The 26,082-nt window shown below is 57.4% G+C and carries 3 protein-coding genes; all 3 read right to left on the bottom strand.

The window, feature by feature from the left end:
- Positions 1-56: 56 nt before the first annotated feature.
- The 3 genes from ACUHMQ_RS04890 to ACUHMQ_RS04880 are packed head-to-tail and all read right to left on the bottom strand — an operon-like array spanning position 57 to position 26,082.
- Complete coding sequence (locus ACUHMQ_RS04890) at positions 57-7,085, bottom strand: non-ribosomal peptide synthetase (RefSeq protein ID WP_445294326.1); 7,029 nt, start codon at positions 7,083-7,085, stop codon at positions 57-59.
- Positions 7,082-17,692, bottom strand: coding sequence for a non-ribosomal peptide synthetase (locus ACUHMQ_RS04885; protein ID WP_445294325.1), 10,611 nt, complete (start codon positions 17,690-17,692; stop codon positions 7,082-7,084). Before ACUHMQ_RS04885 ends, ACUHMQ_RS04890 begins: the two co-directional genes overlap by 4 nt.
- Complete coding sequence (locus ACUHMQ_RS04880; RefSeq protein ID WP_445294324.1) at positions 17,689-26,082, bottom strand: hybrid non-ribosomal peptide synthetase/type I polyketide synthase; 8,394 nt, start codon at positions 26,080-26,082, stop codon at positions 17,689-17,691. The genes ACUHMQ_RS04885 and ACUHMQ_RS04880 overlap by 4 nt, the downstream gene beginning before the upstream one ends.

The following is a 26,082-nucleotide window of genomic DNA, read 5'->3' as shown; positions in this document are numbered from 1 at the left end:
GTATGTGGAGCGAGAGTCGTTATCGGGCTGTGCGGAAGAAGGGTGGGCGCTCATGTTCAAGCACTCCTGATGGATTGGCATGCGGCAATTGCTTCAGCCAGGCGGTCTGCCAGCATTGGGGCATGGGGTTCGGTCACCATGGTGATATGGTCACCCGAGGTTGCCAGGGTGGTCCCTATCCGCGCACAGTGCGCAATCCAACCAAGGCTTGGGTCGGCAGGTTGCGGTGTGGTATCGGCGTGGATGACACTCAGGGTGCCGGGCCAATGCCCAGGCCGATAATTGGCCAAGGCAGCTACGCTATGCCGGTAGCTCAATAACAGGCTGTCGATGACCTCAATCGAGGCGCTGGCGGCGAGCGCCCCTGCTGCCTGTAGGCGTTCCAACATCAGCTGCCGTCTTGCTGCGCTCTCGAGCTCTACCAGCTCGGTGCGCTCAATCAGCACCGGTTGGGCGAAATACGAACCTGCCGCTTCTGCAATGGCGACTATCCAGTCGCTCTCGTCGTAATCGGCAAAAGCCTTGCCGCCATCGGGTACTGCGGTGTCGATCAACACCAGGGCTGCGACATGTCGGCCTGCTTTACTGAGCTTGCACGCAGCTTCAAACGCGACGATGGCCCCGAATGAATGGCCTGTAAGATAGAGCGACCCTTCCGGTTGCTGCAGCCCAATAGCGTTGGCCAATTCAGCCGCCATGGCTTCTATGCTTGCCGGTTGTGCCGGGTCGTGTTCCGGTTGAGCACCGACCAGGGCAAACCGGCCGGACAGTGAACGGGCCAATGCCTGATAAGCCATCGGGTTGCCGCTTGCACCGGGTACAAGGTAAAGCGGTGCACCATCTTCACCTAACTGCAGCAAAGAAACGGCGGTATGTTTTGCCTTACCTTCAAGTAACGTAGCCAAGCCAGCCACAGTGGGGTGACGTAAAAATGCGGTAAACGGTAAGCTGCGAGTAAAACGGGTACGCAACCGGTTCATCAGGTCCAGCACCAGGAGCGAATGCCCCCCCAAGGCAAAGAAGTCGTCGTGGATGCTGACTTCAGGAGTTGCGAGCAACGCTTGCCACATCTGCACCAGTTCCAGTTCCAACGGGCTACGTGGTAGTACACGTTGCCGCTCGGGCAGCCTACAGAGACGTGGCGTCTGGGCTGGCAGGTCTGCCAGCGCTTTGGCAATGTCGATGCCCTCGTCCACCACTGCTGCTGCCAGTTGGGCGAAAGCATCGAGTAAGTGTTGCCCTTCACCTGCTGGCATATAGGCTTCGTTACACACCAGCTCGCAACGCCAACCGTCATCGAGCACGATCAACAGCGTGACGGGGAAGTGGGTGCGGGCCCCATGGCCAGCCACAGCTACGATGCTGGCTGTACTGCCTTCGCCAGATTGCGGCGTATTTGGGTAGTTCTCGAAAATAAGCAGGCTGTCACACAGCGGTTGGCTGGGCGGCAGACCAGACCAGCTGTGGATATCCCCTCCAGCGCACCATTCGAAAGGCGATTGCGCGGCAGCTTGAAGGCTGGCTTCTGCCAACCAGGACCAGGCCGACCCGGTGCTGGGCAGTTTTAGACGTAAAGGCAGGCTGTTGATAAACAGCCCAACCCAGTTTTCGCTGCCTACAATTTCAGCTGGCCGGCCAGATACCGTGCGCGCGAACACAACATCATGGCGACGCGTTGCCCAGGCGATTGCCATGCCCCATAAGCCTTGCGCAAGGGCAGCCGGCGTCATCTGCCAGCGATGTGCCAACTGCGTGAGCTGTTGAACGACATTAGCCGGTACACGTGTGCGTAGGTCAGCGTACCCATGGCCCTGCGGCAGGTTTTCATCACGCTGGCCTGCCGTGGTAGGTACTGGGGCATCGGCAAGCGCTTTGTGCCAGAAGCTTTCCGCGGCTTCGCGGTCACGTGCCATCAGCCAACGGACATGATCGCGAGCATGGGTAGGTGATGTACCTGATCCATTCGGCGACATAGCTTCGTTAAGCAGGTGCGCAACGCTCCAGCCATCCAGAAGGGCGTGGTGGTAGGTCCAGACGAACAACCAATGCTCGTCGGACAGCTGGATGGTCGCGAAACGTAATGGCGGCCTGATGCCATCAAAACCAGCCAGCCTGTCCCGTTCCAACCAATGTGCGGTGTTCTGATTCGCTTGCGTACGCCAATCCAGGTGTTGCCACACAGGGTTGGCTTGCTCGAATACCACGCATAAAGGCTCGTTATCCTGTCGCCAGAGAAAACCGCTGCGTAGCGCTTCATGGCGTGTAATCAGGCGCGACCAGGTTTGCATCAGCGCTTCACGATCAAATGCGCCGTTGAATGTGGCGACGAATTGCTCGATATGCATGCCCGACCCAGGATAGGCCATGCTTTCAAGTAACATGCCGCGTTGCTGTGGTGTAACGGGCAGCAGGTCGGCAACCTCGCTGGCCTTCAAACCATGCTCGCGTAACAAGGCATCGAGTTCCGGCTGGCGGTGAATACCAGCCAGCGGGAAGTCACAAGGCGCACGGCCGGCCACACCCAGTGTGGACAAGTGGATGAGCAGCTCATGTAGCGCGTGCCGGGTAGCCGCAACCCATGCGTTTACGGTAGCGGGTTTGATCTGGTCTTCACTGAAACGGAAATCGATACGCAGTACATTGCTCTCAACCACAGCAACGATTTCGAGTGGGTAAGGCCGTTTTCCCTCAGGGTCGGTTGAGTTGCCGCAACCGGCCGTAACCGGCCGGAATGGGCCATCCGCAGGAACTACGTTGTCAAAGCGGCCTAGGTAGTTGAATGCTACGGCGGGACCTTCACCCACCTGCTGTGTCATCAAACGTGGCGCACTGCGAACAGCTTGCTTGATTGCCAATACGGCTGTGCCCATATCCGGCGATGCAATCACTTCCAACAGCACGGGGGTAATGGCCGTGAACCAGCCCACCGTGCCGGATAGATCAACACCCTCCACCTCGCGACCATGGCGTTCAAGCGCTACCGTGAGGCGAGATTGCCCAATTGCGCGTTGCAAGCCCAGCATCACCGCAGCTAACAGAAGTTCCGTCGGTTCGCTGCGATATGCCAAGTTGGCTGAGCCAAGCAGTGCGATGGTATCGCTGCCCGATAGCGACAATGTCACCAGCTGGGTTTGAGATTCGAGATTGCTTCCGTCCGGGTCTGCAATTGGCGGCCATACAGGGTCTGCGGCAATGGATATTGGTGCTTGCGCTTCAGAAGCCTGATGCCCAGCCCAATCCGCAAAGCTCAAGGTGGCCGGTGGAATGGGGTTGCCTGCCACAGCCAGTGTTAAGTCTTCGATCAGCACCCGCCAAGACACGCCATCGACAACAAGATGATGGGCAATCAACACCAGATGCGGCCAATCATCGTGCGGGCCTTCAATCAACAAAGCACACCAGACCGGCCCGGTTGCGATATTCAAACTGCGTTGCGCCGCTTCAATGCAGGCTAATGCTTCCTCCTCATTTACCGCACTACAGTGACGCAACGGTGCATCATTGGGTGAGACAGCCTGCAAGCGCCAGCCTTGGTCTGTAAGTAGAAATCGTAGGCGCAATGCATCATGTGCAGCTTCCAAGGCGGCCACAGCTTGGCCCAGTCGTGGTAACGACGAAGGGTTTACCGCAAGGCGTACAGCCTGGTTCCAATGATGTGGATTCGCGAGACCCAGCGAGAAGAACCAGGATTGAATCGGCGTGATGGGCTGCGGTACATCACTTGCCCGCCTGACAACGCTCGTTGTTTGGCGTTGCATCAATCCGCTTTGTGCCTGCAGGGTAGGGTGCTTGAGCATGTCCTGCGGCCGCAAACTCCAGCCTTGGCGGGCCAGCCGCATCGACACCTGCATGGCCATGATGGAATCGCCGCCCAGCGTGTAGAAGTTATCTTCCATCACAACCTGGTCTTGCTGCAGCACGGCCTGCCATATTCTGGCCAGAATCTGTGCTGGTTCGCCTTCCGGCAAGGTACAGGCTGTTGCTTCGGCATAGTCAGGCGCTGGCAATGCATTACGGTCCAGCTTACCGTTGCGGGTTAGTGGCAGCGCATCCAAGCAGACCAGCGCAGTCGGCACCATGTACTTGGGCAAACGCGCCGCCAGAAATGCCTGCATATCAGCGGTATCAATAGACTCGATGCCTTGCTTGGGCACGATGTACGCCACCAGGCGCAATCCATTGGGTGACTCCCTGGCATCCACCGCTGCCTGGGCTGCTGCCGGATGCATACCCAGATGCGCTTCAATTTCGCCCAGCTCGATACGGAAACCGCGGATTTTGACCTGCCGGTCAGCCCGACCAAGGAATTCAAGTACGCCATCGTCTCGCCAGCGTACAAGATCGCCGGTCCGGTACATGCGTGCTTCGGACGTTGCAGTAAATGGATCGGGAAGGAAACGTTCCTCGGTCAGATCTGGCCGGTTGATGTACCCAAGCCCGACATTGCCGCCACCGATATACAGCTCGCCAATCACCCCTGCTGGTACCAACTCGCGATGTGCGTCCAATACGTACAGGCGGGAACTGCCATACGGTGGGCCGATGGGTATGGCGCCAACACCGTCGGCAACATCCTGGCTCTCCACCAAATGAACGGCAGAGAATACGGTTGCTTCTGTTGGGCCATATACGTTGTAAAGTCGGGCGCGGCCCCCTTGTACCAATACGTTGCGGGCTGCCGCTACGGGCATCCGATCTCCGCCAGACATCAGAATGTCGAGCCCAGCCAAGGTCTGCGGCCTTGCCTTGCTCAGTTGCACGAACACGCCAACTGTTAATACGCTAACGTTAACGGCGTACGTTTCCATCAAATCAGCCAATGCATCAAATCCGGGTAGCCCGGGCGGTGCGATGACCAGTTGCGCGCCAGTTAACAAGGCTCCCCAGATTTCCATTACCGAGGCATCGAAACTGCTGGGTGCAAAATGCAGGAAAACCGGTTGGCCTTCTTTATGACAAAGCGGCAGTCCGGCGACAAAATGCAGCACATTGGCGTGGCTGATCTGTACGCCTTTGGGCCGACCGGTCGAACCGGAAGTGAATATGACGTAAGCAGCTTGTTCTGCAGCGGTTTGTACCGCTCGCAACTGGCTTGTTTCCTCAGTAACGAGCGTTGTCAGATCGATAATGCTGGTGAAATAGGCGGAGAGTGCCGCGCTGGCGGTGTCACATGCCAACATGATGCTGGCGCCACTGTCTTCCAGCATCTCGGCAATGCGGGCCTCGGGCAGATCAGGTGCAAGCGGCATATATGTGCCGCCAGCCACCAGCACCGCCAGCATGGCTTCGACAAAAGCCATTGAACGGTCACCCACGACTGCAACCACATCGCCTTGTCGCAAACCACTGCGTTGCAATGCCGCAGCGATGGTTTCGGCGCGCTGCCAGAGCTGGCCATAACTGCACGACACCGTTTGGGCATCACCCCAGCGTAGTGGCGAAAGCATAGCCGGCCTGTCCGGATCGGTAAGCGCTATGCGGCGTACACGCTGTGGCAATGTCTCGGCGGGTTCAATATGAACATCGGGCTGAGTTGCCAACAACGCAGCGCGTTCAGCAGGTAATAGCATTGCCAAACGGGTGATAGGCAAATCGGGTGTAGCAACAACTGCTTTAGCCAAGCGCAGCAAATGGTCCAGCAGGGCTTGCATACGCGGGGCATCAAATCGTGCGGTGGCGTATTCCAGGCCCAATGTGAGTGCGTCGCCCGCTTCGTCAATCGCCAGGAAGAGCTCGAACTTGGCGGTATTGCTGGCAATCGGCAGCATCTCCACTTCCAGGCCGGCAAAGCGCAAACTGCTGCGCACTGCGTTTTGCAGCGCAATCATTACCTGGAACAATGATTCACGTGAATCAACCGCAACTGCAGTGGCGAGAATGCGTTCTGCCGGTACCTCGGCATGAGAAAGCGCGCTGGCTGTTGAACGCGCTACCCGGCCGATCAGTTCCTGAAAGCTGGGCTCACCGCTTAAATCAAGCCGCAAAGGCAGGCGACCGGCAAATAGGCCGACAACTTCTTCCAGTTCGACTCTGCCACGCCCTGCGTTGGCAGTACCCATTACAACGTCGGACTGGCCGGTATAACGATAAAGCAGCGTGGCAAATAGTGCGGTAAGTGCACTGAATAAAGTGGTGCCAGCCTGGGCTGCGATATGACGCAAGCCTTGTGAAGTCGCCACAGGCAGCGTGGCCTGCAATGAAGCGCCAGCAAAAGCACCGTCGTGAACAACCGCTTGTTTGGTCGGTAGCTCAAGCGGTGGAGGCAAATGCGTCAGCGTATTACGCCAGTAGTCGAGGTCAGCGCTGTCTTCGCCACGGGCACTACGACCCTCCTGCCACACGGCAAAGTCGGCATAGCCTAGCGGTGGGTTAACCCCTGCACTGGTATCGATACCACCCTCTGGTCGATAGGACTCGCTGAGTTCGCGCACCATGATGTCGATGCTCCAGCCATCGGCAACAATATGATGTGGGGTCAGCAACAGCACATGTTCATTAGCAGCCATGGCGACGAGACAGGCCCGCAGCAGGGGTGCGTGGGTCAAATCGAACAGTTGGCGCGCTTCATTGTCCAGCAGCTGTACAAGTTCTGATGTCCGTTCTATGTTTGTCAGGCCAGTCCAATCAAGCCGCGGCATATCAAAATGTACGCTAGGCAGCACAAACTGCATCGGCTCATCGTCAACCAACCGTATGGCTGTACGGAAGGCCTCATGCCGGTTCACCATGGTCTGCAAAGCATCACGCAGCGCATCAGCTTGAAGCGGGCCGCGGATACGTAATGCGCCCGGTATCAGGTAGGCAGCCCCACCGCCTTGCTGTTCCGCCATCCAGACAGCGCGCTGCTGAATCGAAAGCGGTGCCGGTACATCTGCGGGCCCTGGGCGACGTTCAATGGCCGTATCGGTTTTACCTGCCTCGCCCAACAACGCCAGCAATGCCGCACGATGTTGGGTCAACTCTACTTTGAGCGCATCGGTAAGCCGCCCCTTGGGGGAGCGAAAACGCAGCTGGCCGTCCTCTGCCCACACTGTGATGCCAATGTTGTTCAGTTCCGCCAGCAAGCGGATAGCGTCGCCACTCATATCGCCCCCTCCTCGTATTCATCGGCATCTCCCTCTACAGTGGGTGCCGATGAGCCCTGCATCGCCCGGATCGCAACCGCCAGCAGATGAACCGTTGGCGCCTGCAGCATCAATCCAACCGACAATGGCAAACCTGTCGTACTACGCAGTCGGGCAATAACCCGGGTTGCTACCAAGCTGTCGCCACCCAATGAGAAGAAGTCATCATCAGGGCCGATGGCATCCAATGCCAATGTGTCGGCAATCGCTTGGGCAACCATGGCTTCCAAGGGATCGTCATAGCCGGCTATAGGGGCTGGGTGCTCGGTGCTTACACTGGCTGGCGCTTCTTCAAGCAGGGCATTCCAGCGATCAAGGCGTACCTGCAATTCACCGGCAGAGACCAATATGCGGCCATCCAGCCCCCCCGCCAACGCGCGTTCCGATAACGCAACCGCAGTAGTGGCCGACAGCGCATGCTGTGCCGGTGGTTGACCATCGAAGTGCCAACCGTCGTATGCCAGTGCCAGCCATTGGGTGCCGCTGTTACGTGCCTGTTGTTCTGCAAATACTTCCATCCAGCGGTTGCCTGCCGCATAGGCAGCGAAGCCCAACCCACCCAGCACGGTGGAGATCGAAGAACACAGCAAAACATGGCGTACGGCGATGCCATTGAGTGCAGCAGCAAGCTGCATCGTTCCACGCAGTTTGGCTGCCTGGATCTGCTCGCTGATGGCACTGTCGCATTCGAGTACGGGTTGGTGGGCGGTCTCACCGGCGATACCGGCGGCATGGATAACACCGTCGAGCCGGCTGAAATGCTGCAACGCCGCCCTGACGGCGCTTTGAGCAACACCTTCGGCACAAATGTCGCCCTGCAATATCAGCACCTCTGCACCCAGCTTGCGTAAAGCCTGGATACGGGAATCGTCCTGCGATGGCGCATTACGGCCCAACAACACCAGGCGGGATCTGGGAAGGGCTGCCAGATGGCGGGCGAAAGCCATACCCACATTGCCGAATGCGCCGGTAATTAACACTACCGCGCCCTCCCGCCACGGTGATGCGGCATCCGCCACAGTAAGCGGTTCAATCACGGGCAACCGGCGTCGACCATCACGCAGCACGACGCTGGATTGCCCGTCAGCCAGGCACTCCGAAGCCAATGCAGCCAATTGGCGACGGTTGATCGGTCCGGAAAGATCAATCTGACATAACTGCAGCTCCGGCAGCTCCTGCCTTAGCGAAGGTATTGCCGCGGCCACGCGCGCGGCTTCCGCATCGGTTGCCTCGTCGGCTTCCTGAGCATTACGGGTGATTACCAGCAATTTACTGCTGGCTTGGCCAGCCAAGCGTTTGACGATGCCCAGCAAACTATCGAAGCCCGGGTTCAACACAATCAACCGCTCGGCCATCGGTGGCGCCGAAAATTCATCCCAGTCCAGCACAACTGCGCCGGCTGCAGCCAGTTGCGCTGGCAAACCTGCCAACGTGCTGCCTTTTGCACCATACACGGCTACACGCAGACCCATATACGGCAGGACTGGCTCGGCATAGCGCCAGTCGAGCATCGCCAACGTCGGCATAGCCTGTGTACTCGCTACGGGCTGGTTTTCCACCGACAACCAGTGCCGATTACGTGCGAAAGGATAAGTCGGCAGCGCAATGCGGCGTGGTGGTTGATCGCCATGTAACGCTTTCCAGTTCGCAGTGACACCCAATTGCCAGAGTTTGCCCACTGCGTTAAGCAAGTTAGTTCGGCCACCTTCACGACCCAGCATGGATACAGCATGTACCCCGGCAACACGTGCAAACGCTGTCAGCGTTGTACCTGGCCCCACTTCCACAAGCAGCGTGTCTGGTTGATCAAGCTGCGCCAGGGCAGACGCAAACTGCACTGGCGCGCTCAATTGGCGCATCCAGCGCCCGGCATCCAGCGCCTCCGCTTCACTCATCCACTCACCGCTTAGGTTGGACAAGAGGGGCAGATCGGGTGTCTGAAGCTTCAGGGTTGTAAGCAGTGGCTGCAACTGAGCTGCAGCCGCATTCATCAAAGGCGAGTGGAACGCATAGTTGGTGCGCAGACGCTGCCAGCCTATGCCTTGCTGTTCCAATGTGGCTGCGAACTGCTCAATAGCTGCTACTGGACCGGCCACCACTGTCAATGCAGGTGCGTTAAGCGCTGCGATGGCCAGCGTATCCGGTAACCGAATGGCCAATGCTGGGGCAGACAGTTCGACCTGCAGCATCGCGCCTTCAGCACTTTCATGCATCAACCTGCCACGCAATACAACCAGGCGCATTGCATCGGCCAGGGGGAACATACCGGCAACGGCCGCGGCGGTGATTTCACCAAGACTGTGGCCGACCAAACCAGCGGGCTGGATACCCCATTCAATCAACAGCTGCGCCAGCGCATATTCGAAGATGAACAAGGCTGGTTGGGCCACATCGGTACGCGCCAGCAGCGCCTCGCTGTCAGCATCATGCAACTCGGCAAAGGCCGTGGTGCGTACAAATCCGGCCAATTCCGGCGGTAGTTCGGCAAGGCATTGGTCAACCACCTTGCGGAAGGTGGGTTCGGTGGCGTAAAGCTCGCTTCCCATGCCGACACGTTGGCTGCCCTGACCTGGGAAGGCGAAATACAGTTTGGGGCGGTTGATAGGACTGGGCGAGGATGGCAATGCCGCAGCCGATAACACCTTCTTCGCTTCTGCGGGTTCGGTTACGGCAACGGCAACGGCAAGTCGCCAGGGCAATTCACGGCGACCGCTTTGCAATGTCCAGGCAACCGCAGCCACTTCAATATCGTCACCATCCAACCCGCTGACCAACTTTTGGCGGTAACGATCCAACGCAGCAGCGTCGTTGGCTGACAGTAGTAACAGCTGTTGGCGTTTTTCAGCAGTGGCTGCTCTCAATGCTGGCGGTTGCTCGACAATACAGTGCGCATTGGTGCCACCAATGCCGAAGGAGCTGATGCCTGCACGACGAGGCAGGTTCTTGCTTGGCCAAAGCGTGGTTTCGGTCACCACACGGAAACGCGCTTCTGCCTGGCTTAGCAAAGCATTAGGTTGCGTTACATTGAGGCTGGATGGAATCACACCGCGTTCCACAATCAGCGCGGCCTTGATCAAACCTGCCACACCGGCTGCGGCATCAAGGTGGCCCAGGTTGGATTTGAGCGAACCAATCAGGCAATGCTGCCCATCATCCGCCTGGCCAAAAGCGCCGGCCAAAGCAGTCAGCTCGACCTCATCCCCCAACCTTGTACCTGTGCCATGGGTTTCGACGTATCCGATATCGCTCCCGGTAATGCCAGCCTTGTTCAAGGCTGCCTGCAGCACTGCTTCCTGACCACCAACCGATGGTGCAGAGAAGCCAACTTTTTCCGCACCGTCGTTATTGATAGCCATGCCACGGATAACAGCCCGGATTGGGTCACCATCGGCCAGTGCTGCCGACAGACGCTTAAGCACCACCACACCAACCCCATTGCCAGGTACCGTACCTGCCGCATCATGGCCGAAGGCGCGACAATGCCCATCTGGCGACATGATCGAACCTTCTTCATACAGGTAACCGACCCTGTGCGGTACAGATATGGACGAACCACCCGCCAGTACGACATCACATTCATGGCTTTGCAAAGCGCGAACAGCCAGGGCGACTGCCACCATTGATGTCGAGCAAGCCGTCTGCACGCCAACAGCAGGGCCCTTCAGACCGAGCTTGTAAGCGACTCGGCTCGCTAAATAATCTTTATCGTTGGCGAACAGAACACGGAAGAGTTCGGTATCAACCACAGCAGGGCCACGTAGCGCAGACAACACATAGGAGCTGATTGAGCCACCCGCATAAACTCCTATGCGCCCGTTGGTACGGTCTGGGTCGATACCCGCGGTTTCGAGCGCCTCCCACGCACACTCAAGAAAAAGGCGGCCTTGCGGGTCGATCAACGCTGCATCGGCTGGGCTGTAGTTGAAGAGTTTCTCGTCGAACAGGTCAATGCCTTCAAGCGTGCCGGCATAGGGTACATAACCAGCGTGGTCCAGCATGGCGAGGTCCGCGCCGTCCGCCAGCGATTCCTCTCGGCTGATCTCACGCACGCCGGTATGGCCATCGAGCAGATTACGCCATAACGCTTCCACATCCGCAGCGCCAGGAAAGCGGCCGGACATGCCGATGATGGCAATCGCGTCGTCCTTATCCCCTTCCTTCTGCTGGGCCGCTAGCTTAGGTGCTGGCACATTGACTTGCTGTAGATGTGCTGCCAGCGCAGTTACCGTAGGAAAGCGGAACAAATCGACAAGCTGTGGTGCTGGGTTGAACAGTTGTTTAAGGCGAGCCTGTACACGCATCAGCAACAGCGAATTACCACCGGCCTCGAAAAAATTGCTGCGTGTATCGACCGAGGGGACATCAAGCACTTCACACCAGATGGCGGCAATCTGCTGTTCGATATCATTCATTGCCCTGCTGCTCGCAATTGCGGTGTTTGTCGGCAACAGCGCCAACAACGCACGGCGGTCGGTCTTGCCACTGCTGGTAAGCGGAAAGCTGGAACAGGGCTGAAGTACTGCCGGCACCATGATGGTTGGCAGATGCACACCAAGCTGTTCGCGAAGTTTGGCAACATCAAGCGCCGCATCGGTCAGCAGAAATCCAACCAGACGTTGCGATTCAACCTGCTCGCCCTGAAGCAATACCACGGCATCGCGCACTTCTGGGTGCTGGCGCAGTACGGATTCAATTTCGCCCAGCTCGATGCGGGTACCACGCAGTTTGATCTGGTTGTCGCTACGGCCAAGGTATTCAACTTCGCCATCATCGGTCCAGCGACCGATATCACCTGTGCGGTAAAGCCGCCCGCCGGTTTGGAGGCTGAGGGTATCCGGCACAAAGCGCTCAGCGCTCAAATCCGGCCGGTTCAGATAACCGCGTGCAACCTGAATACCGGCAACACAGATTTCACCCGGCACACCAATGGGCACTTCCTGCCCCAGTGCATCGAGAACATGGATGCGGCAGTTGGCGATAGGACGCCCAATCGGCTGCGGTTGGCCACGTTCGATCTCGTCGCAACGAGAACAGGTGACTTCAATCGTTACTTCGGTCGGGCCATACAGGTCAGCCAGTTGCGCCTTGATGCCGCTATCGAAAAATTGGTCACGCAACCTGGGCGATAGTGCCTCACCACTGGTCAATACATAGCGCAAGGTGTTGCAACGGCTGGCTTCAGTGCTGTGCAGGAAGATTTCCAACATCGATGCCACGAAATGGGCGACGGTGATGCCGGAACGCTCAACGAGTTCGCAAAGGTAAGTCGGGTCGCGCTGCCCTCCGGGGCGGGCCAACACCAGCGTTGCACCACTGATCAAAGGCCAGAAAAGCTCCCAAACCGAAACATCGAAACCAATGCTGGTTTTTTGCAGGACCTTGTCCCTGCCATTCAATGGAAAGGCAGATTGTCCCCATAGCAGACGGTTGACCACCCCGTCGTGCTGCACCATCACCCCTTTGGGTTTACCGGTGGAGCCCGAGGTATAGATTACATAGGCAAGATTATCGGCGCCATGCTGCAGTACCGACGCAGGCAACTGGTTGACCGGCGCAACTGGCGACAACACAGGTATGGCGGTCGCTAGCCAGTCTGTACTGCCAGCCTGCGCGATGATCGCAACCGGTACCGCATCTTCAACCATATAGTTGAGTCGTTCGCTGGGTAGGTCTGGATCAAGCGGCAGATAGGCTGCGCCCGAGCGCAAAATGGCCACAAGTGCTACGGGCAAATCGACGCCGCGTTGCAGATGTACCGCCACAGTGCGGTTTGGTCCCGCCCCCTGTAGCAACAGAAGTGCGGCCAGGGCATCGGCCCGCGTCATCAGTTCCGTGTAGCTGAGCTGGCCATCTTCCGCCTCAACCGCCAAGGCGTCGGGTGTACGTAGCGCCTGGGTTGCAATCAGTTCATCTATCGTCGTCGCAGGGCCAAAATCGACGGCGGTGTCGTTCCATGCAGCCAGCGACTCCCGGTCTGCATCGTGTAGCAATGGGGTGTGGAAGGGGAAGTGTGTCGGCGTACCGGTGTCTTCCAGCAAGCGCAGGAGGGCTGCAACCATGCGCTCTGCCGTAGCGGCCTTGAACAAGTCGCTGCGGTAGACCAGCCGGGCGCTAAGACCATCGGGATGTTCTTCAGCATAAAGACCCAGATCGAACTGCGCCCTGTCGCTTTCCACCTCCAGTGCTTCTGCATGCAGACCGGCCCAGTCGTGCTGTTGGGGTTCAATATGTTGGTAATTGAACAGCACCTGGAACAAGGGGTGCCGGCTTGGATCGTGCGCGGGCCGCAGCGTATCCACCAGCCGTTTGAATGGCATGGCCTGATGGGCAAACGCATTGCGGCAACGTTCTTTCACCCGTTGCAGCAACGTGCGGAAGTCCGGATCACCATCAAGCCCAGTCCGAATCACCACCGTGTTGACGAAACAACCGACAACATCATGCGTTTCCAACGCATCACGGCCCGAAACCGGCACACCGATTGCAAAGTCACGTTGGTTGCTCCAACGAGCGAGCAACACTTGAAAAGCCGCCATCATGACCATGAACCGGCTTGCACCGACACTGTGTGCCAGTTGGTCCATGTATCCACACAACCGGGCTGGAATATCGAAACGCAGATATCCCGCAGGGTTGGCCGATTGCAAGGGACGAGGGTAATCCGTAGGCAGCGTCAGCACAGGCAAGTCTTGCAGCGCACCCTGCCAAAAGATGATGTCGGTAGCGGTGGTGGTATCGGCGAATCCTACTGCCTCGACCTGCACAAAATCTGCGTACTGCAGAGCCGGCTCCAGCTGGGGAGCCCTGTTTTCCTGCAAAGCGGTGTAGATATGCACCAGTTCGTGCCAAAGAATACCGAGCGACCAGCCATCAGCGATGATGTGATGCAGTGTAAGGCTCAGTACATGTTGGTCTGGCCCCAATACCAGCAACTTGGCGCGCAACAGCGGTGCCTGTGTGAGGTTAAACGGCCGGCGAGCTTCAGCATCAATATGGCCGCGCAGCTCGATTTCCTGCTGACCAGACTCAAATTGGCTGAGGACTTCAACGGGCAGCGCAATACCGGTAGGTTCAACAACACGTTGTTGCGGGACGCCATCGACTTCATGAAAAGCCGTGCGCAGTACCTGGTGCCGTTGTTGTAGTAGATCCAGCGTATTCGACAGTACGCTGTGCTGAAGCGGCCCTTCGATGCGGACCGCGCCGGAGAGCACATAGGCTGTGCTGCCAGGGTCAAGCTGTTGGATAAACCAAAGCCCAAGCTGAGAAGCCGATAACGGCATATCCCGGTTCGTCGCGGCAACAGGCTGCGTTTTACCGATTTCGATTGCGCATGAATCACTATTTGCCGAAGCAACACGGGTATCGATATTGGCTGCCAACGCGGCCAATATCGGGGTATCGAACAAGGTCGACATCGGTAAGCGAACACCAAAGCGCTTGCTCAACCGCGAGCTGACTTTGGTTGCCAGCAGGGAATGGCCACCCAAAGCGAAGAAGTCATCGTGGCGGCTTACCTGTGGCACAGCCAACAGGGTTTGCCACAACTCGGCAATACATTGTTCGGTTTCACCCTGCGGCGCTTCATATAACTGGGTTGCTAAGGCGCTTATGTCTGGTGCGGGCAGGGCATGCCAATCGAGCTTGCCATTTGCTGTCATCGGGAAGGCATCGAGGCAGACAAAAGCGCTCGGCACCATGATTTCCGCCAATTTTGTCGCCAGTTCGCTACGCAGGGTTGTCACGGACAGGTCGGTACCCGACTCAACCAGCATATAAGCTACCAGACGCTTATCACCCGCCACGTCTTCGCGCACCATAACGACAGCATCCCGTACATCAGCACACAGGCAAAGCTTGCGTTCGATTTCACTCAGCTCGATACGGTGGCCGCGAAGCTTTACCTGCTTATCGCTTCTACCCAAGTACTCAAGCTCACCGTTCGGCAGCCAGCGGGCCAGGTCGCCACTGCGGTACAAACGCGCTGTGGTATCTGTAGAAAACGGGTCGGTAACAAAGCGCTCTGCGGTCAATTCCGGGCGGTTCAGGTAACCCCGCGCCACACCTGAACCACCGATATGGATTTCACCAACTTCACCCGGTGCTAGCAGCTGCCTATCCGGGTCAAGGATATAAATCTGAGTGTTGGCCAACGGCCGGCCTACTACCGGTGTATCACCAGCATCTTGCAAGGCGCTGCCTGTAGCGTCCACCGTGCATTCGGTAGGGCCATAGACGTTGTAGAAACGCGTGCCAACCGCGTGACGCATGGTCCACCAGCTTCGCCGCGAAATGACTTCTCCGCCCACCAGCACACATCTTGGTCGGTACGATGAGGACGAGGTGAAACCGGCTGCCAGCAGCAACTCCACCACCACTGGTGTGCAATCGAATACATCGACACGATTTGCCGCCAGAAAATCCAGCAGCGCCGCACCGTCAGCCCGCAGTTCCTGTGGAATCAATATCAAGTGATGGCCAGACAGCAGCTGCAGCAGAGACTGCAACGACGCGTCAAACGAAAGCGTTGCGTTGAGCCCGATATTGGCTTGTTCCGGTAAACCAGCCAGGAGTGGTTTGAGCGCCACCCACAGATTGGTAACCGAGCGATGTTCGACCATTACCCCCTTGGGTTGGCCGGTCGAACCCGAAGTGTAAATAACATAAGCCAGGTGCCCCGCATGCAAACCGATACCTGCTGGGTCAAGGTTATGTTCTGGCTGCGCGGCCAGTAAGGCAGCAGATTCGGCTGCATCCAAGCAGAGCGTGGGAATGCCCTCTGTATTGAACCGGGGCAGGGCAGCTGATTCAGTCAACAGTACGACTGCAGCACTGTCGCCAAGCATGTAGTCCAGTCGCTCTGCTGGGTAGGCCGGGTCAAGTGGTACGTATGCGCCGCCAGCCTTGAGAATTGCCCACAGGCCAACCAGCTGTGGCAAACCACGTTCACAGCACAGCGCCACTCGTTGGTCGGGCCCTACACCCAGGCTGCGCAGATAATGTGCGAGCTGATTGGCACGGCGATTAAGCGCGTCAAAGGTCAGCGATTCACCGAGGTAAGTCAGCGCCAACGCAGCTGGAGTTCGCACCACCTGCATCTCAAACAGTCGATGCAGCAATAACTCATCGGGCAGGTCTTGCGCGGTACGGTTGAAATCATGCAGCAGTTGTCTTTCAGCCTCATTTGCTACACGCGCTTGCACACTAAGCGGCATTGCGGGCAAGGCAACAAACACAGACCTGACTGACCGCGACTGCTCACCTACGACAGCCACCAGCATTTCAATGAAGCGTTCGGCAACTGCGGTTATGGTGCTGGGTTGGAACAGCGCGCTATCGTAGTCGAGCATCGCGACATAACTCTGCGTGCCATCTGTGATCTCCAGTACCACATCTGCTTTGGCTTCCCCACTGCGCATGGGCGATGGCACAGCCGTCAACCCCGCCATATCAATGGCGCTTGCAGATGGATTCAACGAAAACAGAGTTTGAATCAGCGGCGTGCGGCTACGATCCTGCGGGCGTTTCAGACGCTGTACCAGGCGGTCGAACGGCGTACCGGCATAGGCCAGCGAGTCACGCCATACATCACGTACCTGGCGTAACAGCTTACCGATACTAGGGTCGCCATCCACCTGAAAACGCAAAGCGGCTGTTTCAGCAAACAGGCCGACAACACCCGCCAATGCAGGGTCGTTACGGCTGGTGACCGGTGTGCCAATGGCAAAATCATCCTGCTGTGACCAACTGGCCAGCGTCATCCCCCATGCGGCGAGCAGTACAGCAAATGGGGTTGCGCCAAGTTCACGGCCAACTTCGCCCACCGCGCTATATAACGATGCCGGCAGATGGAAGGTATGGCGAGCCCCCTTGGCAACACGTAGTGGCGGGCGTTCACCATTGGTAGGCAGTACAAGGTCGGGCACACCAGCCAGCCGTGTTTCCCAACTGGCCAATAGCGCTTCGGTTTCCGGCTTGGCGAGCTGTTCCAGTTGCCACTCGGCGAAGTCGGCAAACTGTAGTACCAACTCGTCGGCTTCCGGAAGGTTGGCGTCAACCCGATGGCTGTAAGCCTGGGCCAAGTCGGCCATCAGAATCGCCAACGACGGGCCATCACAGACGATGTGATGGATGGCCAAGGCCAACAGCCAATCACTATCGTGCAATTTGAACAACTGCACCCGCACCAGCGGGGGTTTGGCCAAGTCAAAGGGGCGCTGCGCCATCGTTTCAGCAGCAGCTATAGCATGTGCTAAACGCGCTTCCTGCGACAGATCGTGTAGATCGGAAACATCGAGCTGCAATGCAGCACTTGGCTCAATCGCCTGCATCGGGCTGCCATCGATTTCCACAAAACCGGTTCGCAAACCCTCGTGCCGAGCCAGACAATCGTTCAACGCGGCTTGAAGTAAGCCCGGTTGCAATTGCCCTGTAATACGCAATGTGCCGGCAATAGTGTAATTGGCCGAATTTTGTTCCAGCCCACACACCAACCAAAGGCGTTGCTGTGCGGCGGAGGCATTACAAAGAAATACGTCGCCATCCAGGTTCTGTACCAGCGTATTCATTCTGCCCCCCCTTCCACTTCACTCAACATATCGCCAGACAACGCTTCACGTTTCACACGGCGTCGGCTACGCGATGTCAAACCGCTGTCCGCCGCTGGCGCAGCGTCATTCGCCAGGGCCGATTCAATCAGCACGCCTAGCTGAGACAACGTGGGGTTTTCAAAGAATGCCCTTAACGCCAACCTTACCGACCAGTGTTGCTGTACCCAGGTAATGAGTTGTGCGGCAGCAAGCGACTGCCCACCGGCAGAGAAGAAATTCTCGTCAACCCCGGCGATTGCGATCTTCAAGGTGTTGTGGGCATAAGCCAGCAACTCGGTCTCTACAGCCGTACGTGGGGCTTGTGCTTTGGCGGCATCTACAAGGAACTCGGGTTCGATCAAGGCGCCGCGGTCGACCTTGCCATGGCGGCTGATGGGCAGGGTTGCCACCGTCACGAACTGCGTAGGCATCATGTACACAGGCAGATATGCCTTTACCCAGTCCTGCAAGACATCATTGGAAACAGGCTGCTCACCCGTTCGGTATACCAGCCATGCAACCAGCCGTTGGTGCACCGCCTCCTTACCACGTAAATCGACCACTGCTTCCTGCACTGCGGGGTGGTGCCGTAACACATGCTCGATCGCGCCGACTTCAATACGCAGACCCCGTAGCTTCACCTGACCATCAACACGGCCCAGATATTCCACCGCACCATCTGGCCGCCAGCGGGCTCTGTCACCAGAGCGATAAAGGCGTGCTCCATTAACAAATGGGTCGTCGATAAAGGACTTGGCACTCTGTTCGGGGCGGTTGAGGTAACCACGTGCCAAGGCGTTGCCACCGATAAGCAATTCGCCCTCCATACCCACGCCAACCGGTCGGCCTTGGCCATCCACAATGCGCATATAGGTATTGGTAATCGGGTAGCCGATCGGTACAGGCCCGGTGTCATCTGGCAGGCACTGGCAGTGCGTCACCAGAATACAGGTCTCGGTCGGCCCATACAGGTTGTGCAGCTCGGCAGGTAGACCAAGCTTGAAGAAAGCCTCGCAAAGACTGGTGTGCAGAGCCTCACCACCAGCGAACACATAGCGTAGTGAACGACAAGTAGCCGATTCTGGCTCGGCAATAAATGCTTCCAACATGGCAGGCACAAACTGGACAACGGTGACGCGTTCGAGATTGATCAGACCCACGAGGTAAATCGGGTCGCGATGGCCTTCCGGGGCAACCACCACCAAGCGTGCGCCAGCCGCCAATGGCAGACTCATTTCCCACACCGAAATATCAAAGGTGTAAGGCGCTTTCAGCAGCACAGCATCGTTTTCATCGAGCCCGAAGCGCTGTTGGGACCACGCCAACAGGTTCGCCAGACTACCGTGGCTGCACTGCACACCCTTTGGCTTGTTGGTTGAACCGGAGGTGTAGATAACAAAAGCCAGCTGCTCAAACCCGATCTGCGCAGGTTCCGTCTTCGCCTCCGGCATCGCGGCCATGACTTCGGGTGGTTCCGCAATCAGGATCGGGCAGGGCGCCGTTACTCGTGCAAGGACTTCACCTGTTGTAACCAGTGCTACCGGTTTTGACTCGGCAAAAATTTCTTCGCGGCGTTGAATTGGCTCGTTCGGGTCGAGCGGCATATAGGCTGCACCGGCATAGAAAATACCGAGTACGGTAGTAACCAGTTCCAACGAACGCGGTAACATCACCGCCACTATCCGGTCTGGCCCTGCGCCAAGTTCAAGCAAATTCCCGGCAACCGCGCGGGCTGCAAGATCAAGCGTGCGGTAGTCGATTCGCTTGCCATCGGCGGTCACAGCAATACGGTCTGGATATCTAGCCGCTATCTGGGCAACCTGCGCTGGCATGGGCAGCAAAGTGTCCAGGTCCTGCTTAGGCCCATTGAAACCGTGCAGAAGCTGAATCAGCTCCGGCGCCGTCAACGCGTTGCTGTTATCCAGCACGCTATCGGGCATGGCTGCCATACGTGCCGCCCAATCCATCCAACGCCGGCCAAACTGCACAATATCTTCACGGCTATGACGCTGGCTTTGGTAATCCAGGTCAAGCAGCCAACCTGCGTCGGACTGCAACAGGTTGATGGCAAGATCAATCTTTACTGCTACCACCGGCGCATCGAGCAGCTTTGTCGGCATGCCGTCAAAAGTAGGCTTGCGGATGCGGTCGAGATTGAACGTTACCGTCAGTGCACCTGGGCGGTCGTCACCACCTGCCAGTACAGGTTCCAGAATCCGCGCCAGCGGGTAGGCCTGGTAATTGGACATCGCTTCAAGCTCATCCCCCAACCAGTCCAGCAGACCTTGGAATTGCACACCGCGTTGCAAGCGTGAACGCAGCGGCATGATTTGCGCGGCTTGTCCCACCATGCGTTCCAGCCCATCGAACCGGCCATGGGTCGGTACACCGATCAAGACATCATCCTGATCACACAGACTGTGGAGGAAAGAAAGGGTCACCCCCAACGCAGCCGTGAACAAGGTTGTTTTTTGTCTGACTGCCAGGCTGGTCAAGGCTTCGGCAAGCTCGGGAGGAACAGGCAACCGCAGGCGTTCACCTTCCCAACGGCTGCTTTGCGTTGTAACGCTGATAGACGAAGACGGCGTCAATACCAATGGTGTCGGTGCATCGGCTGTCCGTTCGCACCAGAACGCTTCGGCCGCTATATCCTGCGTTGCGAGTAAGCCATCAAGCTGGCGTCTGAACGGCAACGCAGCAGGCAGTACCGCACCTGACGTAGGGCAACACAATGCGCCCAGTTCCTCAACAATCAAAGCTAACGACCAGCCATCAATCAACGCATGGTGAGCTCTTAAAGCCAATACATGGCGATTTTCCGCCAGCTTGAGCAAGCCCACTTGCAAAGGGCCGGCGTCTGTAAACGCGAAAGGCTCGGTAGCGAATTGTCGCAGCCAGGTATCCACCTCCGTCCGTTCGGCATAGCGAAGCGGTATCTTCAACGTGGGCAACACCGTTTGCGTGCCGGTTTCGGCATCCAGCGTGGTGCGTAGCGCTTCATGGCGCAGACTCAGCTGGGTCAGTGCGCGTTCAATCATCGCAGCGTTGATATCACCGTCGATTTCCAACGCCACTGTCTCGCAATAAGCATTGGCACCAGCCGGGTCGAGCAAGGCCGCCAGGCAGATCTGGCGTTGGGTATCCGACATCGGCAGGGTATTGCTTTGCGGGCAAGTAGCGAATCTGCTTGGGGTAGAAACCGCTTTGGCAGGCAGATAGTCGCCATCTCGCAATGCGGCGACGGATTCCATCACACCATCAACAATGGCATTGATCTCTGCTTCGCCATGCGCATCGCACAGGAAGCAGTTACGCCCCTCCCAGACGAACAGGCCACGGTGCAACAAGTGGTAATAGAGCAGGTCGAGATTACCGGTATGCTTGAAACGGAATACCGACCCGAATCGGGTCATCGACAACGGCACGCCATCGGTAGCAAACCTGGCGTTAAGCCGTTCCGTCAGCATTTCGGTGCGGCCGTTCAGATCTTCCTGGAAACCCGGCCCGCGTCGCTTCAGTTCACTCAGCACCGCATGCGATAGTGCAAAACCAAGCGGATGATTGTTGAAAGTACCGGCAAAGAAGGTAGTGTTGGCATCTGGGGCGGAGTGGTCGCCAAAACGCCAGATGCCGCCATCAATGCCATCAAGCAACCGGCCACGTGCCGCTAACGCAGCCATTGGCACACCGCCACCCAAGGTTTTGCCGTAGGTGACCAAGTCGGCCTCGACACCAAACACCTGTTGCGCACCACCCGGAGCAGTGCGAAAGCCAGTAATCATTTCATCGAAGATGAGCAGAATGCCGTGCCGTGCGGTCAGTTCCCGCAGGCGTTGCAGAAACTCACGGGGTTGTACATCCAAAGCACGGCTTTGTACCGGTTCCACCAATACCGCTGCCAACTCGTCGGCATGAGCCGCAATCGATGCCAGCGCCGCATCGCTGTCGTAGTCGAGCACCAGCAGGTCCGACACAAAATTCGGCAGAATGCCCGGAGTGACGGGTTCGGCCCATTCGCCAGCAGCGGCACGGTCACCCAGTACGCCATCGAAATGCCCATGGTAGGACTTGCGGAACACTGCAATTTTGGAGCGTTCGCGCAACAGCCTTGCCAAGCGCAGCGCAGTCATTACCGATTCACTGCCGGATTGGCAGAACAGCACGCGGTCCATACCTGTCATTTCGCACAGCATTTGCGATACATCTGCCGCCAGCGGCGAGCGGGTACCCAGCGCCAAACCAAGATCAGCCTGGCGTTTGATGGCATCAGTCAGAATCTGTGCACCATGCCCAAACAGATTGACGCCAAAGTCCATCGACAAATCGACGTATTGATTGCCGTCTACATCCCAAAGGTACGCACCTTTCGCTCTTTCCCCGCTGATGGGGTACACCATTTCCTTGAGTGAGGGACGAAAACCTGCTGATGCCCGCACATCAGCCAAGCACAAACGACGTTCGTCCGCCATGCGCTTGGACGTTGCTGTTCGTGCGACGTAAGCTTCAGTGAACGCTTCCAGATGAGCCTGCTGTTTTACAGTGGTTGAAGTCCGTGCTGCCGAGACGGGCACAGCCGTAGCTTTTGCCGACAACCCTGTTGGCTGGCTGGCAGGTAAAGACTGGGCAACACTTGCAACCGGTGCTGCACCCAGCATTGCCAACTGGCTGTTGATAACCTGTTGTACCAGTTGCAGCTGCTGTTGGAACAACCCTGCGTATTCCGTCGGCACCCCGTTTGGCAGCGCGGCCATTGTTGGTAACGCATTGTTTGCTTGTGGCAATGCTTCCTTGGCTGCTGTGGCAGGCACCGTGTGCTTAGCCAGATGCTGACTTAACGCGTCGATGGTGTTGAGGTCATTTAATAGCTGCCGCGCGCTGATTTTCACCCCATAGGTCGCCTGGATGCTGCGCATCGCCTCAGCCATCATCACCGAATCGGCACCCATTTCGATGAAAGGACGCTCAGTAGGTAAATTGCTCGCAGACTCACCCAACGCCTTGGCAATCTGGTTAACAACGTCGGTACGTACGGTTTGAAGATGGGCTTCAAACATCTCGACAGGTTGCGAAGCTGGAGTGGTGCTGGCGGGTAACATGGAAACTTCCTGGCGTAGATCGGTGTTCTTGTTGTTATGACTGGTTGACGTACTGTGCTGTGGAGGTGAGCTAAAGGCAGCCCAGTCGACATCGGCACCCTGCTGATAAAGGCAAGCGAGGCTGTCGCAGATACTCATCCAGTCGTAACCTGGGCCATCGAGCGAGCTGAGCCAGATCGCATCGGTACCGTTGTTTTGAGTAGCACCCAGATTGACCAATGACGCTTGCGGACCGAGTTCAACAAATACGCGGTGGCCTGAGGACAGCAGAGTGTCTATGCCTTCACGGTAACGCACTGTGTTGCGGGCATGGTTTACCCAATACTGGGCATCTGGCGCTTTGTCGAAAAAGTAGCCGGTCAGGTTGGAAATCAACGGCAGCTTCGGTGCATGCCAATCGATTGCGTGGGTAAGCGCAAAAAGCCGATCGAGAATTGGCTCCATCAATGGCGAATGAAAAGCCGCCGATACATCAAGCAAGCGGTTGCGAATACCTTGCGCAGCCAGTTGCTCTGCCAAGATATTCACTGCATCGGCATCACCCGCCACCACACAACTGGAATGGCCATTGTCTGCAGCCAGTGCGAAGTTCGACGTGCCCTCCAACAGAGGGGCAACAGTCTCAGCCGCAGCCTTAACCACCAGCATGCCGGCGTTGTGGGATGTTTCCTGCATCAACGCGCCACGACGCGCCACCATCGGCAGGACTTGTTCAAGCGGCGCCATGTCTGCCAACACAGCGGCGACGTATTCACCCAAACTATGCCCAATCAACGCTGCAGGGCGTACCCCCCAGGCTGTCCACAGCTGTGCCAATGACCAGGCCAGCGCAAACTGGGCCGGCTGGGCGTAGCGAGTCTGCCGCATCAATGATGCGCTCTGGGTGCTGTCGAACAAAAGGGTGGTCAGTGGTACATCGAGAAGACCATCGAGCAAGGCTGAGCAGCGATTAATTGCAACCCGAAAAACCGGCACATCACGATACAGTTCAGCCCCAGCGCCGGGGGCCACACTGCCTTGACCGGTAACGATGAACACCACGCCTTGTTCAATGTGGCTAGTTACGACAGGAACATCGATCTGCACCTGTAACAAGCCCTGTCGCAACTCGTCACGCGTCGAAGCGGGAATCGCTACACGTAACTTACCTTGTCTGGCTTGTAGATTCGTGTGCCAGCAAAGGTCTGCCAAAGCGGGTGGCGTTACGTGATCAAGCTGGGTAAGTACTGCTGCAGCCTGGGCGAACAAGGTCTCACGATCATCGGCTGCCAAGGCCAACACTTCGCGTGGTCGGGTTTGCAGTGCGATAGCATCTTCGGTGAACCAACAACGACGGCGCTGCCAAGGGTAGGCGGGCAGATCAACCACCTGCCCGGACAGTGACACCGCATTCCAATCCAGCGCATGGCCCAACACATAAAGCATCGCACCTGTAGCCAGCAGGCCGTCTTCAAGTGCAGATACCTTGGTGAAGCTACGTAGGCGGTCCGGCAATTCAGTTGCAGTGATATCACCGGCCTGCAAAACATCCCAACGGCCATTCAATTGCTCAGCAATACCATCCTGCGATGTGAGCACAGCTGCAACGTTGACTCCCCATTGCCGTATCTGCATTTCACATTTCGCCGTATAGCCTACCAATGCGAGGCGACGGGGCCCGGTTGCGGGTCTATTCCCTCGTAGTAAGAAAGGGTGAGTACCACCTACGGCCGCTGCAGCCAATGCATCGATCAACACCGGCAAGGTACCGAATACTGCGAGGCGATGGTCCATATGGTCTCGCCGTATTGACGCGGTGTAGACAATATCAGGCAGCACCGCTGGGTCGGCTTTCACCAGATACGCATGTATCTGTGCCGCTTGTGCTGTCAGTGCTTCAGCAGAAGCTGCCGACAACGGTAAAAGCCAAGCTTGATCTGTCGCAGCTGGCACACTCGGTTTATCGCTTTGCGGTGCTGATTCCAACACGACATGGGCATTGGTACCCCCAAAACCAAAGCTGCTGATGCCGATACGTGCTGGTCGTCCATCTGCAGCCAATGGCTGTTCACTTGTCGCCACTGCAAGGCGTAAAACATCGAGTTCGATATTGGGGTTAGCGTGTTGGAAGTTCAGCGATGGCGGCAAGCGGCCTGCATGCAGCGCAACCGTGGCTTTGATCAACCCTGCAATACCTGCTGCAGCCTCCAGGTGACCGATATTGGTCTTGATTGAGCCAACCATCAGCGGATGTTGGCGATGCGCAGCAAACACGTCGCCCAATGCCTGTGCTTCGATAGGATCACCCAGCGGCGTGCCTGTTCCATGCAGTTCGATAGCGTCAATGTCGGATGGTTGCAGGCCAGCGTCTGCCAATGCTGCGCGAATCACCGCTGCCTGTGCCGGCCCGCTGGGTGCAGTAAGCCCATTGGTACGCCCATCCTGGTTTATTGCAGAACCTGCGATATGCGCCAGTTGCCGATCCCCAACTGTGGCAGCATCTTCTGCACGGCGAAGAATAACAACACCACAACCTTCACCGCGGACGTACCCATCGGCTTTTTCATCGAAGGTTTTACAACGGCCATCGGGGGCCAGCATATTCGCGCCGGCAAATACCTGCATCAATTCATGCGACAGCAGCAGGTTCACCCCGCCTACAATCGCGAAATCAATCTCACCGCTACGCAGTGCCTGCACTGCCAGATGTACCGCTGTGAGAGAAGAAGAACAGGCGGTATCCACCGCCATACTTGGCCCGGCAAGGTTGAGAAAATAGGAAACACGATTGGCTGCGATACTGAACGCGTTGCCAGTACCAGAATACAAGTCACCCGACTCCTGGCGCTGCATTTGCAGCCGGCTGTAGTCGTAGGTGGCAATGCCGATGTAAACACCCGTCTTGCTACCAGACAGAGAAGTGCGTGGAATACCGGCAGACTCCAAAGCCTCAACCACCAACTCCATCACCAGCCGTTGTTGTGGGTCCATGTGGTTGGCTTCGCGCTGTGCAATGCCAAAGAACTGCGGGTCGAAAAGTTCAGGTGCATCAATCAGACCAGCACGTTCAATTTCCGCAGTCGCAATCGAGGGGCGCAACAAGGGAATCGCACCGATAGCCTCTTGGCCGGCAAACAAGACATCGCTTAATGCCTGCAAATTCTCAGCGCCAGGAAAGCGGCAGGCCGCACCGATAAGCGCGATACGCCCGGTCGGATAAGAGGAGGGGGTTATCGAATTAAATATCGTGCTGGAAGAACCCAGCACCCCAAAAGCCTGCTCTTTCGTCGCCAT

The organism is Chitinimonas violaceus (genome assembly GCF_052601015.1).
This window is presented reverse-complemented; position numbering and strand designations above follow the sequence as displayed.